This is a genomic window from Spirosoma aureum (assembly GCF_011604685.1).
Lineage (GTDB): Bacteria > Bacteroidota > Bacteroidia > Cytophagales > Spirosomataceae > Spirosoma > Spirosoma aureum.
In genome coordinates this window covers 2660019-2674495 of record NZ_CP050063.1, presented here as the reverse complement: position 1 = coordinate 2674495, position 14477 = coordinate 2660019, and the positions used below count along the sequence as shown (strand labels likewise).

General features: G+C 45.6%; 13 protein-coding genes. 3 read left to right on the top strand and 10 right to left on the bottom strand.

The window, feature by feature from the left end:
* Nucleotides 1-20: 20 nt before the first annotated feature.
* From G8759_RS10490 to G8759_RS10470, 5 genes are all read right to left on the bottom strand, one after another.
* Nucleotides 21-659, bottom strand: a complete 639-nt coding sequence (locus tag G8759_RS10490; RefSeq protein WP_167207698.1) for an HAD family hydrolase — start codon at nucleotides 657-659, stop codon at nucleotides 21-23.
* 371 nt (nucleotides 660-1030) lie between these two features.
* On the bottom strand, nucleotides 1031-2239 hold the full coding sequence (locus tag G8759_RS10485; RefSeq protein ID WP_167207696.1) for a glycosyltransferase family 4 protein: 1209 nt from the start codon (nucleotides 2237-2239) through the stop codon (nucleotides 1031-1033).
* A gap of 193 nt (nucleotides 2240-2432) precedes the next feature.
* Nucleotides 2433-3212, bottom strand: coding sequence for a glycosyltransferase family 2 protein (locus G8759_RS10480; RefSeq protein ID WP_167207694.1), 780 nt, complete (start codon nucleotides 3210-3212; stop codon nucleotides 2433-2435).
* Nucleotides 3209-3802: a WcaF family extracellular polysaccharide biosynthesis acetyltransferase gene (locus tag G8759_RS10475; protein WP_167207692.1), complete on the bottom strand. Its 594-nt coding sequence runs from the start codon at nucleotides 3800-3802 to the stop codon at nucleotides 3209-3211. Before G8759_RS10475 ends, G8759_RS10480 begins: the two co-directional genes overlap by 4 nt.
* Complete coding sequence (locus G8759_RS10470; protein WP_162390209.1) at nucleotides 3768-4685, bottom strand: glycosyltransferase family 2 protein; 918 nt, start codon at nucleotides 4683-4685, stop codon at nucleotides 3768-3770. Before G8759_RS10470 ends, G8759_RS10475 begins: the two co-directional genes overlap by 35 nt.
* A 133-nt stretch (nucleotides 4686-4818) precedes the next feature.
* Between G8759_RS10470 and G8759_RS10465 the strand changes: the two genes are divergently transcribed.
* From G8759_RS10465 to G8759_RS10455, 3 genes are all read left to right on the top strand, one after another.
* The gene (locus tag G8759_RS10465) at nucleotides 4819-6804 is read left to right on the top strand and encodes a sialate O-acetylesterase (RefSeq protein WP_167207690.1); all 1986 of its coding nucleotides are present in this window, start codon (nucleotides 4819-4821) and stop codon (nucleotides 6802-6804) included.
* Between the two features lie 65 nt (nucleotides 6805-6869).
* Nucleotides 6870-7634, top strand: coding sequence for a methionyl-tRNA formyltransferase (locus G8759_RS10460; protein ID WP_167207688.1), 765 nt, complete (start codon nucleotides 6870-6872; stop codon nucleotides 7632-7634).
* 88 nt (nucleotides 7635-7722) lie between these two features.
* The gene (locus tag G8759_RS10455; protein ID WP_167207686.1) at nucleotides 7723-8577 is read left to right on the top strand and encodes a polysaccharide deacetylase family protein; all 855 of its coding nucleotides are present in this window, start codon (nucleotides 7723-7725) and stop codon (nucleotides 8575-8577) included.
* On the opposite strand, the gene G8759_RS10450 is transcribed toward G8759_RS10455, so the two are convergent.
* From G8759_RS10450 to G8759_RS10430, 5 genes are all read right to left on the bottom strand, one after another.
* Nucleotides 8546-9697, bottom strand: coding sequence for a glycosyltransferase family 4 protein (locus G8759_RS10450; RefSeq protein ID WP_167207684.1), 1152 nt, complete (start codon nucleotides 9695-9697; stop codon nucleotides 8546-8548). The two genes, G8759_RS10455 and G8759_RS10450, sit on opposite strands and share 32 nt — an antisense overlap.
* Nucleotides 9698-9713: 16 nt before the next feature.
* Nucleotides 9714-10907, bottom strand: coding sequence for a glycosyltransferase (locus G8759_RS10445; protein WP_167207682.1), 1194 nt, complete (start codon nucleotides 10905-10907; stop codon nucleotides 9714-9716).
* On the bottom strand, nucleotides 10907-12286 hold the full coding sequence (locus G8759_RS10440; protein WP_167207680.1) for a hypothetical protein: 1380 nt from the start codon (nucleotides 12284-12286) through the stop codon (nucleotides 10907-10909). The genes G8759_RS10445 and G8759_RS10440 overlap by 1 nt, the downstream gene beginning before the upstream one ends.
* Nucleotides 12287-12371: 85 nt before the next feature.
* A complete protein-coding gene (locus G8759_RS10435) occupies nucleotides 12372-13265 on the bottom strand; it encodes a glycosyltransferase family 2 protein (protein ID WP_167207678.1) in 894 nt (297 codons plus the stop codon).
* A 4-nt stretch (nucleotides 13266-13269) separates the two neighbouring features.
* A complete protein-coding gene (locus tag G8759_RS10430) occupies nucleotides 13270-14373 on the bottom strand; it encodes a glycosyltransferase family 4 protein (protein WP_167207676.1) in 1104 nt (367 codons plus the stop codon).
* Nucleotides 14374-14477 lie beyond the last annotated feature (104 nt).

The following is a 14477-nucleotide window of genomic DNA, read 5'->3' as shown; positions in this document are numbered from 1 at the left end:
CATACATTTTAGTTCATACATCATATATCTTTTAAGTAATCCAAAATAGTTTTTGGTGTCTGCACATGAACTGCCTGAATCCCTAACTCCAGAGCTGCCCGGATATTCGCGGCATTATCATCAAAGAAAGCCGTTTCTTCGGCGGCTAATCCTGCCTCGGCCAGAACGTACTGATAAATTTCGGGAGACGGTTTGGCCAGCCGGACTTCATAGGAATAGAATACTTGCTCGAAGAGTTCCTCAAGCGTCGGCTGATTCATTTCCGAGAGCACATGGTTGACCTGGCGGATATGAATCGGGCTCGTATTACTTAACAGAAAAAGTCGGTAATTCTGCTTCAGTTCTTTAATGCGTTCGATACGTTCGACCGGAAGGTCGAGTAATACCGTATTCCAGGCGGTATCGATAACCTCATCGGCCCAGGAGTCATTTTTTAGCACCTGCCGTACGTGAGTCCGGAAAGCGTTGTCATCGACAAGGCCCGTTTCGTACTTATTCAGGATATCGTACTGCTTCCAGATAGCCTGTACTTCGGCCTCGGGCAAGTTAGAAAGCATTGCAAAGTTGCGGACGGGAGCAGTCAGGTCAATCGGGATAATAACGTCGCCGAGGTCAAATATGAGATTTTTGAGCGTTGAGGTATTATTTGCAGAATTCATTCGCAGCCGGAGGTAAAAGTTAGCTAAACCGGAACCCAAAGATAACTATCCTGCCAACGAAATCTAGTTGATTACCTTTAATCCAATGAATAGGCAAAGAACAGCCTTGTCTGTGGTTGAAAATCCTTCGTAAGGAAATTAGTATTCTTACTGGCTTAACGTATACCAGTGGGTGTTGCAAAAGTCGATACCTGCTTCTTTTACACTATTCCGTTTCTGTTTTTTAACCCGAACTAGTCAACCTCAAGTTCTTCACTCACGTTCGTTCTGAATGAACAGAGGTCGGTCTATCGTTCGAGACTTAGTTGCTTAACAGAAAGCCCCTTTAGATGCATCTAAAGGGGCTTTCTGTTAAGCAACTAAGTCTTTTCTTAAAGATAATCAACGATACGTCGGCCAATAATGCCGCTTTGTAGTTCTCGACGCAGAACAGCCCGACGACGACGCGGGTGTGTTGATACATACATGGCGCGCATCTTTAGTGTAAAACTCGCTATCATATAGAGCCCAAATAAGGCCCCCAGAATCAATAGCGACTGTGTATTGGTGATGTTCCGGTGCAGTAAAAAGAAGAGAAGTGTATTCAGTAACGAGGCTCCACAAAGTACGGCTGTTGCCTGTGCGTGTGATAGACCATTGTCTAACAGAATATGGTGCATGTGGTTTCGGTCAGCTGAGAAAGGCGACCGCCGAGCCAGAATACGTACCAGAAACACGCGTAGCGTATCGAAAATAGGAACAATCAGAATAACGATGGCAATAATTGGCGCATTGAAAAAGGCAGTTGGTTCAAATCGGTATGACGCATTAAGACTGACAAAACGCACCGCGAAGAACGCCAGCATAAAACCGATAATTAATGAGCCCGTATTGCCCATGAAAATTTTACTGGTCTTCGAAAAATTGAACCGTAAAAAGCCTAATAAGGCACCTGTCAAAGTAAATGCCAGACAAGCCATTGTGAAGTGGTTCGTCAGTAAGAACCAGGTTCCAAATGTTCCGCTGGCAATCGTTGCAATGCCTGCGGCCAGCCCATCAATACCGTCGATGAGGTTAATGGCATTAGTCAGAGCGATAAAAATGAAACAGGTAAGCAGAATACTAATAATCTCTTCGATATGGTGGAACCCCATAATCCCGTATAAATAATCGACTTTCAGATCACCGAAGAAGATCAGGATCATAGCTGCCAGAATCTGAAAGAGTATTTTTTTATTAGGGTCAATGCCGACCAAATCGTCTTTAATCCCGATGAAAAAAAGGATAGTCATGCCTGCCACAGACAAGTCTGTTCGGTATACATCGGTCTGATCAATACTAGGCCATAGAAAATAAGCGATCAGGATGGCTGCGAAAATGGCAATACCGCCAAAAGTTGGCGTGGGCGTCGTATGTGACCGTCGTTCACCGGGTTTCTCCATGAGCGATTTTAACTCAGAGATTTTAATGACAACAGGAATTGACACGACTGCGACGAAGCAGGCAACTAAAAATGACAAGATGCACTGATACAAGCCAAGCTTGAACAGTTCATCATCAAATTTATTTAGTAGATAGGCAATTAACAAATCAAGATTCATAAGGCTTTTAAGTTAGGCGATTAGATCACCGATTGGACCCTTTAGTAGAGCAGTTTACCAGACAAAGCCCATTCAAGTATAACGTGTGGACAACATTTATGCGCAAAACGATGTGCAGAGTATTCAGAATCTTTGTAAAAATCTATTCTTTACCTAAGAAGGCAAGTATAATTTGAGCGAACGGTTCTATGTACTACTTTATGGTGGTGCCAGGCAATGCGGGTGGTTTAGTAATATACTGCCTGAGTTTTCGTAGAGGTTTTAGCCATAGCGTAAAAAAATAAGGGGTTAATCCGTTTAATTCCCAGGCTATCCGGTCTTCACGGTTAGCACGAAGTCGATTCTTTAGACTGCTATTACTAATGCCACCAGCTCGCATAACAATTGTAACTTCATCCATATAAGCAAGTTTGGCCTTATTTTTGTGAATGAACCTCAATAGCAATTCGTAGTCAGCAGCACTCTTCATATCCAGCCTGAAGAGACCGTGCTGCTCGTACAGCCATCGCTTTGCAAAAAACGATAGATGACCGGGCATCCAGCCCCATAAAAAAGCATTCTCATGGTACCAACCTGATCGCCAGTAACGCTTAAGCTTCTGAATATCAGTTCGGTCGACGTAAATCATGTCACCATAAACAGCATCACTGCCCGTACGTTCAAAAGTAGTGACCATGTGCTCAATTACCTGATTGTGCCGATAAAAATCATCGGCATTGAGCAGACCTATCACCTCACCAGTAGCCATTTGTATGCCTTTATTCATGGCATCGTATAAGCCTTTGTCTGGTTCAGAGACAAATCGTGCAATTTTTGTACCATACGAGCGAACAAGCTCAATGGTTCCATCCGTTGAACCACCATCCACAACAATGTACTCAATATCGTTATAGGTTTGGTTCAGTATTGATTCGATACAGTCTCGGATGTGTTCGGCTCCATTGAACACAACCGTAATGATAGATACTTTCACGCAGTGATGTCTCGTTTTCGAACCCAAACGGCCGGGTTCCCCTGATAAATTCCGTATGCATCCAGCGAGCGCGTGGCGACTGAGTTAACCGCCAATACCGAATGAGAATGGCAGTGAACACCCGGGCAGACAACAGCTTTAGCACCAATCCAAACCCCATCATCGAGCGTTATTGGTAGGGCTGTCAGATCGAAGGTTGACCGACGGTAGTTATGGTTTCCTGTCAATAGCATAGCCCCCTGCGAAAGGCAGGCATTGTCGCCAATAATGACCTGGCTTAAGTTGTCAATCCATACCTTCTCTCCAATCCAGACGTGGTTACCCACCTGAAGTAACCAGGGGTATTTGATGTTGACCGCCGGTTTAATCACAACCCCAATACCCAGTTTCGCCCCAAATAGCTTCAAAATGAACCGTTTAATAGCAACAGGAATTGGCAAATAAGTATTTAACGTAATTGCATTAACAAGAAACCACAGAACGATTTTCCAGCGCGGGCCCGGTTTATACCAACTATTGTCGAAAAGCGATAGGTCCGTACGGCCGACCGCCTGTTCAGGGTCGGTTGTTTGGGCTAAGGTCTTTGCCATAGTGTGTTCGGAAAAATTGAATAATCGCCTGCTTGTCGCGCCCTGCATGGAAATAGACTTCAAACATTTTGGCATCTACCAGAAACCGGTACCAAAGTCCTTGCAAAAAGTGCCAGATCAGGCCTTTCTGACCATCTAAGAAACCTAACCGAACAAAGTATCGATAGAAAAAATACAAAAATGGCCGGGTAAACAAGGGCAATGAAGCATATTGTATTTTTAAGTACCGGATACGTTGTTCCTGCGATCCAAACAGTTTTGGTTCTACACGTTGAGTTTTATCAAAATTATACTTAATATTAAGTAAATCAATGACTTCACGAATGGCATAATTATTATGTTTTTGTGTCCACCAGGTCAAATCGTTAAGATTGTGGTCTACTAAGTCATGCTGAAACTGAATAGATTTTCCCTGTGATAACTTGATATGCTCATCCATCCAGGTTTCCTCACAAATACCTTGTTGGCGTCGCCATAGTCTAAGCAACCAAATTGGATAATAAGAACCATGCCGTATCCATTTGTCAAAAAACAATACTCGTCGCTTAACATATATGCCCGAGATGTCTTCCGATAATGTTACCAGACGCTGGTTGATTTCTTCGGCTAGCTCTGGCAATACATACTCGTCGGCATCCATCCGCATGAGCCAGGCCGTCTTAAACGGCGTATTATCAATTCCGTAGTTGAATTGTATAGCATAATTGACCCAGGGATTTTGTACAACGGTTGCCCCCAGCGAACGCGCAATCTCAACGGTTCGATCCGTTGAAAAGGAGTCAACAATGAATACTTTATCGGTAAACGGATGCAGGCTCTGCAAACACCGGGCAATATGTTTCTCTTCGTTGTGTGTTAGAATAATGACTGATACGTCGGCCATGCCCAAGTAATACGTCTGTTAAAATAGCTTTAGAAAGCATCCTTCGATACCGAAATCCGATTATTTTTACGAGAACGTTTTAGTACTGATTCGTACTGCAATACTATCACTTTTTTTAGACAGGAAAAAGCTAATGAAGTTCCTCTACCCCTGCCTTGTATTGTTTTTATGCTATTTTACTGCTTCGGCTCAGGTAAATTTTGATCAACTACCACGAGACCTTCAACTTTATCCCCGGGATGCGGCAGGCCAGGCCGATGTAGTAGTTAGTGGAACAATTGTTACTGCTGGCTATACAAAAGTTGGTATGCAGGTACTTCGTGAAGGAAAATTGTCGAAAGTAGTTAGTCAGACATTTATTTCCGGCACTAACACGCCCTTTAAACTAACTGGTTCCATTAAAGCGGAACGAGCCGAGTATCAGTTTCGGGTATTTCTCTATAAAGGCACTGATTCAGTGCTGGTTGCCGATCGGAAGCGCATCGTCTGTGGCGATGTGTATCTACTACATGGCCAGTCCAATGCGCTTGCGTTGGCAGGGCTTGATACCTATTACGCCTTTAATTTCGACGATAAATACCTTCGAAACGCTACCTACGTATACGGATCGACGGATATTCCCAACGACATGAGCTGGTATGCGGCCAAAGACCCCTATGGTAGCGTAGGTGGATTTGGCCTTACTCTCCAGCGGTTAATCCTGGAACAGTATGGTATTCCAACGCTTGTGCTGAACGGAGCTTATGGTGGAACCGGAATTGTGGCCCTTGGCGCACGAAATCCAGCCAATCATGCTGATCTGAGTACTTTTTATGGACGATTACTATTTCGGGCCCAGTGGGCTGGTGTCGATAAAAAAGTGAAAGCGATTATCTGGAAACAGGGCGAGGATGAGGCTGGTAATGACCCCGAAGGTTACGATGCCAAGTTTAAAACGCTTTATGATCAGTTCCATGAAGACTATGGAAATGCCCGGATATACGTTGGTCAGATCAATATTCTGGCTGATAAAGTGGAGGGAGCCGCGGCCCTGCGCGACTTTCAGCGACGTGCAAAATATCTGTTTGCCAACGTTGAGGCCATTGCTACCATTGGGGCAAGTGGGTACGACGGTATCCACTATGATCCACCAGGACACCAGCAATTGGCCTTTGAGCAGTTCCGGCAGATAGCCCGTGATTTCTATGGCTCCAAAGACACCGTTCAGATTAATTCGCCAGATATTAAAAAGGCGTTTTATAACCTACGGAAAGACTCGATTACACTGGCTTTCGACAACGAAATGCAGATGGTATGGAAAGATACGGCTTACTATAACTTTGCAACGGGGGAGAAATTGGGCAGTCGGGAAATGAAAGATCTTTTTTATCTGGATGGTAAGGCTGGACTTCTTTCGGGTGGTTCTGTCAATGGCAATCGCGTAACGCTAAGCCTTAAACAACCCGCATCGGCAAAATTTCTACGCTATTTGCCCGCCTATTTTTCCGATGTCTTATCGCCATTTTATAATGGGCCAACACTCAAAAATACGCGGGGAATGCGGGCTTTTAGTTTTGATGGAGTGCCCATTGCCGATGCAATCGCAACCGTAACAACGCTGGCCGCTAAACCCGTTTCTGATAAGCAAATTCAGCTTAGCTGGACCGCAGCGGCCGCAGCGCAGACCATTATTCTGGAACGAAGTGACGGGAATAGAACCGCTTTTAAGAGTCTCACAGCCTTAAGTGGAACCACTGTAACATACCTTGATAACAACCTGCCCGATCCGTTCGGTACTTATTATTACCGCTTGCGGGCCTATAGCAGTACGTCAGAATCAGGCTATAGCAATATCGCTGTTTCACAACCACTCATATTGGGTTTAGCTGAAGCCGAACCACCTGTTCGACTGTACCCGAACCCCATCTCAACGGATCGCACGCTACGGATCGAAACTAAAAACCTGACAATCAGCACTGTTTCCGTGCGAGATTTGATGGGTAGGTTAGTGAAAGACTGGCGCGGTAAGGCTCAGGGTGAATTATCGATTGGACTCGACGAGGCTGCTCCGGGTATTTATATTGCTGATCTGGAAACCACCGATGGTCAGACACTTCGTCATAAGATTGTGGTGCGTTGATTAAATGGAGCGTTGCTTTACGCTGGATTGCGTAGTTTTGTGATCAACAACCTATTTAACAATTTATGCGCCTTGTGATTCTGACGCAGGACGATCCGTTCTACCTCGCCCGAAATATTGATTATCTGCTGAAAAAACTGCCACCTTATGCCGAAGTAGTTGCTACGGTGGTGTTCGACGTATCGCCGTTTGGGAAGCGAGAAAGTTTTAAGGATAAAATCAAGAAGACATACGACATTTTTGGTCTGCCATTTTTTCTGCGTTATGGGTTTAAGTTCGTAACCTCTAAACTGGACAGTCGGAATAACGTCAGAAAAGTGCTGGCTGATCGGGGTATTCCGCTGATTCAGATCGAAGGAAACATCAACAAGGACGAAAACCTGGAAAAAATTCGGGCCTATAAACCCGATTTGCTAGTATCTATTGCTGGTAATCAGATCTTTAAGCGTAAGTTGCTTGATGTGGCTACCCATGGTTGCATTAACCTTCATACGGCGCTTTTACCCAAATACCGTGGCCTGATGCCCTCGTTCTGGGTATTGAAAAACGGGGAAACGCATACGGGTGTATCGGTTTTCTTTGTGGATGAAGGAATTGACAGTGGGCCAATTCTGGTACAGAATAAGCTTGAAATTGGTGGGATGAGCCAGGCCGCATTAATTGACGTGACGAAAAAAATGGGCATGGATGCTATCCTGGAATCCATCGACAAAATTCACTCAGGCAAGTATGAGCTTATCGAAAATGATGCTGCTCAGATGACCTATTTTACGTTCCCAACTCGCAATGACGTTAAAGAATTTCTCGCGGCTGGAAAGCGTTTTTACTAATTTCAGCCGTCAATTATTGGCCAATAGCTGCTGCAACCTAAAGTAGCCAGTAGCATTATTGACTGATTCGGATTGGCTATTGATCTTTATGAATATCCTGACATTTGATATAGAAGAGTGGTTTCATATTCTGGATAATGCGTCGACACGTACCGAAGCTGAATGGGGTCGTTACGAAACGCGCATATACGAAAATATGGACCGTATCTTCCAGCTTTTAGAAGAGACGAACAGTCGGGCAACGTTTTTTTGCTTAGGCTGGGTGGCCGATAAACACCCGGACGTTATTCGCCGGATTGATGCCGCGGGCTATGAAATTGCCACCCATTCGTATGCGCATCAGCTTGCCTACGAACAAACACCGGCTGAATTTCAGTCTGATCTGGAACGGTCTATCAAGCACTTGCAGGATATTACGGGCAAGAAAGTTCGATCGTACCGGGCCCCGGGTTTTTCGATTAAAGAATTTAATCGCTGGGTGTTCCCGATTTTAGTAGAGCAGGGTATCGAAATTGACTGCTCCGTATTCTCTGCCCGTCGTGCACACGGTGGCGATGCGTCGCTGGGTATGTTCGAGCCGGGTTATCTTAATGTAGGTGGCACCTTACTAAAAGAATTTCCTATTAACACAGCGGCAATTCTGGGCCAGGATCTGATTTTTTCGGGTGGTGGCTACTTCCGGCTTCTTCCCTACCGGGCAATTCGGGGGCTGATGAATCGATCACCTTATGTGATGACGTATTTTCACCCCCGCGATTTCGATGCTGAACAGCCAATGATTCCCGGCCTGAGCCGGGCCCGGCGATTCAAATCATACTACGGGCTCAAAAACTGCCTGCCTAAGCTCAAACAACTCCTTATCGAGTTTCCATTTGTTGATTTGACAGAAGCCGACCGGCAGGTAGACTGGACTAAGGTAGCTCAGAAACAGGTGACGGTTTAAGTTGTATATCAACAAGTGGTTGCTTTCTGATCAGCTGTTGATAGATGGTCTCCCACTTGTAGATGTTCTTCTCAATATCAAATTCCTCGACCAGTTTAGCGGCATTAGCTCGATACATAGCGTAGGTATCGTCGTCCAGATCTGCCATTTTATTAAGAGTTTCAGCCAACGGCTTAACTTCATTGGATGACCAGAAACCAGCCTGACGGTCGTTCAGGATTTTCCAGGGCGTTCCGAGCGATGCGATAACGGGCGTTCCCTGCGTCAGTGCCTCGGTGACAACAATACCGAAGTTTTCAGTATGCGAAGGCATCACCATGCAGTAGGCATTGGCCATCAGCTGGTATTTCTCCTCTCCTCGTTTATGTCCCAGAAAATCAACTTGATCGCTGCATCCCAGTTGTTTAGCCAGTGCTACCAGCTCATTTCCATAATCATTGTTATGGTCGCCTATGATCTTAAGCCGCTTTTTAGTCGTAACTAAAGGAAGTGCTTCGATTAACCGTTCAATTGCTTTTTTAGGGTGAATCCGACCTACATACAGCCAATAATTTTCGGGTGTTCGATGAAGCGTATCCGTTAATTCCATGAAATAAGGCATCTGGACAATGCGCACATCGGAGCCAAATTGATTCCGTACATAATCGGTTTCTGCGTCGCAGGTTGAATGAAAAACAACCCGTTTGCTCATCCACCGGATCAATTTCAGCACGACCTGTTTCCTGCCTTTGCTATAGATCATCGCATCCGGATCGAGTTCGCCATGAGGTGTCCAGACGATTTTTTTACCCAATAGAATGGCCAGTGGAGCCAGCAACCACGAAATGGGGTAATACATCGCGGAAAGGTGAATGACATCACAACGCAATAGCGGCTTTAACGATGCCAGAAATAATTTAACCGGCGCATAATGGATTGCAGTCTTTACATAAATAACCTTGCCGTAATCTGTATTTAACCACTTATCTGTTGCTACATCACTCCCGACTCCATCATCCGTTGTTGCTACCCAAACCTCATGCCCCCGTTTGACTAATGCCTTGGCATGCCAATACATAATGTTATCAGGACCGCCAATCTGAGCAGGATAAAAGGAGCCGATGGGGAGAAAGATCTTCATTGACCAGAGAAAAGAATTAAGATAAAACTGGTGTGTTTTGATTCGTTAAGACGACCCGTTTGAAACCATCGAGCATTTCCTGCCCAACAGCTTCGGGTGAATAAGGAGCAATATAGTGCTTAGCCGCTTCGCCCAGTTTGTCACTATCGACCGCGTCGTTCATGAACTGGGCGAGCAGTTTGGTCAATTGAACTGGCTGATTTGGGTCAAAAACAAAGCCGTTCCGCCCGTCATGAACTAAATCAATAACGCAGCCACACCGATCCGATACAATGACAGGTAAACCACAGGCCATCGCTTCGTTGACGACAAGCCCCCAGGGTTCAGAGCGACTTGGCAGGACCAGTACATTACTCAGAGCCATAACCTCGGGCACCTGAAACCAGGGACGTCCGGGCAGAAGCTTTGCTTTACCGGTTAGGCCCAGCGTATCTATTTGCCTGATTAATTTATCCCGTTCATCACCATCACCGAGTATGATCAAACCCCAGTCAGCCGCGTGCGGTGACTCTGCCAACGCATCAGAATAGGCCGACAAGAGCATGGGCAAGTTTTTGAATTCGATCAATCGGCCAATGAAAATGAAATTTTTAGGCCGTAATCCCAGCTCTTTCTGTTGGGCAGCGCGGGTAAATAGAGCCTGTTCGTATACTAATCGAAGTGTATTATTATCGACCGCGTTTTTTCGGACCAGAACTCGATCGGATGGAACGCCCAGTCCGATCATATAGTCGGCCGATTGACTACCAAAACAGAAGAATCCATCACATCGGCTGAATACCCATCGTTTGAAGCGCTCTTTCCAGCCCCCTCGCTGGTGATCGACGGCCGTACTTTCATTTTGCATGATAACACGGACACCATTAGCATTCGCCCAAAATAAGAGCAGAAGTTGAGCCGGATCGTAATAACCGGTCAGGTTAATAACGTCTGGACGATAGGCTTTTGCCCGTTGCAGCAAGGCACGAGCTCGCTCGAAAAGACTGACATCTTCGAGAAAACGATCGAAAAGAAGCTCGTAGTTATACGTATACGACGGTGCATTTCCATCCGTTTCCGCTTCGAGACCAGCGCGCGAACGTTCATTACGGGCTATCTGGATAACCTGTACAGTTACATCCGGTTGTTGGTCGACTAACCGTTGTAGAGCCTGAAACACACTGGATTTATAGTGTGCCCAGAGGATGTTATGAACAATCAGAATCCGCATCAGGCCGACTGAGCATTTGGAACGACAACAAATTGCTCACTTTCCTTAACCGGCGGATGGTCGGATAGATAAGCAGGAAATAAATGCTCGACGCCCATAAATCGAATCATGAGGGCGAGAGGGAACCAAAAGGCAATTTCATACGGTCGGCCATTGGTGAACAACATGACAAAAATGAGCATATAGAAATAGGCCAGAAACGTGCTCATTGGGTTCGGGTTTGTCCGCATGATTTTCTGGACATGATAGAAGGTCATGCCATTAACCCCCGCAAAAAGTACAAAACCCAGTACGCCCAGATTTGTAAGGGCTTCAACGATCGGTATATCGAGATACAAATACTTATAGCCAAATCCTAAAATAAGCATATAGATATGACCGACCAGAACATTTGACAGGAAGTTTGCGCTGACTGAGCGGTTGGCAGCCGAAGCATCCAGCGTCGCCTTATAGGCTACTCCTTTTGCTTTCAGGCCCAGCAGGGCGTATATATTCTCAAGATTTCGCTCCGCAAAGGCTAGTACGTAGCTGTAAAGAATTCCGTAGGTATCGCTAAATCGCTGGAAAAATATAACGATACCGACGATTCCGAGAATGATGGTAATGATGGGTATCGGACGAAAAATACCCCGAACCGCCATGCGTACTTGTGCTGGACGGACATTGTAAAACATAAAGAACGCCAGTGCAATAAGTAAGGCCAGAATACCGGACCGGGTTTGAGTCAGTATCAGAATGGCAAGACTTAAAACACCCGAAAACAAGGAAATCAGGCGAAAAAGAAGCCCGGTTTGAGGCCGTAATGCCCAAATAACGCAGGCCACCACGCCCATAAACGCATTCCGGGCGAAGGCATGTGGGTTGCCTGATCCATCATCACTGTCTCCCAGCGTAATCGTTGCCCGTTGGCCAATAACCCAGGTAGGATTCGTTGCCAACGAATAAACAAGGCCCAGATTTGATACTAATGTGAATAAAATGACAACCGGAATGAACACCCGGGCAATATCGTTCGGAATGTTGATCAGCAGAAAAAGGAAAATGAAAACGTAGGCGTAGTAAATCATGTCTTTGGTGTAATCCTTAAAACCCGGATCACCCATATAGACGTACATGTAGAAAATACTAAGTAAAATAAAGCCAACGCCCATCCAGAACATTGTGACGTTTGGTCGATACAAACGCCTGAACAGGGTAAATGGCACCATCAGTACTAAACCTCCGGCCAGCGCAGCGGCCGTGAAAGCCGTGCTGCCAGGTGCCAGCTTCAGTGTTTCCCGGAAGAAGAAAATGAGTGGGTACCCATCCACTAGAATGCAAATACCCAACACAATGCGCATGTAGTCGAGCGTCTGCAAAAAACGAATAAAACCGCTCATAGATACTGTATGGTTTATAATTTACTGATGGTAGAAAACCGTTTGAATTCCTATAACCAGCAAATGGTGTATGACAACTCAGAAACTATTTCTGATTAGCCCGGCGCAACTGTAACCGATGCCGAACGTAACCAAACTCACCCTGCAATGCAAAAGTCAACAATTTACGTAACCGGCAATACCGATGCCAGAATGATTCTCCCAGCGAACTTTGTAGCTGAGTCCGGTATTTTTCTTTGACTACTTGATGTTCTGAAAGGCCAACACTACGGATGGTCGAGGATTTTGCATTGGGCTGAACGCGAAATCCTCCCCAGAAGCCATCAACGTGCCGGAATCGAACACCCGCCTGAACACCCAGACGAGAGACAATCTCATAATCGATCACAAAGCGAAGGCTCTCATCCAGTAAGCCAAACTGGTTCAGGCGTTCCCGTTTGATAAAGAGCGACTGGTTAAAAACCTGCATTCCTTCATAAATCTGGCATTCAATACAAAACTCCGGAGCGCGAAGTTCTTCGAGAATAACGTCCTGCTCGTCAGTAATGTACATATCGCCAAAAAAAACATCAGTTTCCGGCGCTTTCCGCCAGGCCTCAGCTACGCGGATAAAAGCATTGGGCGCAAATACATCATCAGAATTTTGAAAGGCCACATAGTCGCCCGTTGCCATCCGAAAGCCTTTATTGATCGCATCCGTTTGCCCCCGGTCTTTCTCGCTTACCCAGCCCGCCAGAAAGGGTTCGTATTTTTTGATAATTTCTAAACTACCGTCTGTTGAGCCGCCATCAATAACAAAATACTCAAGGTTCGGATAATGTTGGTTGAGTACACTCAGGATCGTACGCTCTAAATAATCGACCTGATTGTAGGAAGGAGTCACAACTGTTAGTTTTGGATAAGATCGGCCATCGTTTGACGCGAGCGGTTGATAAGGCTGCGCAACGAACGAAGAAAGCGAATTATCGGAACGAGTCATGAGTTTACAGGAGTGATTGATAGACGGCAAGGGTTTGGCGAGCCGTTTGTTCGCACGAAAAATCGTTTAGCCGCTCCGTGCCTTTCCGACGGAGTTCGACACGTACGCTGTCGTTCATAACAACCTGATCTACAGCATTGGCAATTGACTCGTCATCTTCGGGGTCGAAATAAACGGCCGCGTCGGCAGCGACTTCGGGCAACGAGCTTCTGTTACTGGCAATGACCGGACAACCTGCGCTGAATGCTTCGAGCACAGGAATACCAAATCCTTCGTTAAGGGATGGAAAAACAAAAGCCTGCGCGTACTGATAAAGGCCAAATAAACTGGCATCGGTGATTGGTCGGTAGTGAACACGTTCACTCAGTCGGGCTGCGTAGAAGGAAGCCTGCTCTTCGGCTGTGAATGCACCACCGCCCGCACAAACGAGATGTAAATCGGGGTAACGGCTTAATATTGGCCTGATGGCCCGAAAAAAAACGTTGAAATTTTTGTATAACCCTCGTTTCCCGACAAAAAGCAAATAAGGAAATGCGAATGAACGGGGCGCATGATGCATGGAGTTATCCTTAAAATTAGTGCCCAAATGAATGACACTGATTTTATCGGGCTGTATCGGGAAAAAGCGAAGAATTTCCTGCTTGGAAAACTCCGAGACCGAAATAATCCTATCTGCCCGATGCAATAACTGCTTTTTTACCTCGTACAAACCTTCGCCAACGTCAGGATAAAGCTTCCCGTAGCGTTCGCTGGTCGCATCATGAAACGTTAGTACGAAAGGTTTTTTATTGATGGAATTTAAAAAATAGCGATGGTAATACGTCGGATGAAACACGTCAAACTGCCCTGACTTAACGCGCTGTAGGCTATACAGTCGATTTAGGAGAGAAGCGGCCCGATTCACATTACGCCAGTGAGCCAGCTGCCGATAGCGCAAATGGCGGCTGAATGACGCCTTATTTAGGTATTCATTATTGGATAAACGCAGCGAAAGCTCAAATTCTATGTCGGAACGGCTGGAAAACGAACTCATCAAGTCGAAGAAATACCTGGATACTCCTCCATATGTTAGGCCTGTAAAGCATTGATGGTCGTATAAAACGTTCATGAACAAAAATCAGATAGTTTGTATTTTTCTGAGAAAATACGCCTGCAAAAATACAACTTATAGCGATAAAGCCAAGATTATACCTGATTGTCCTAGTCAACGGA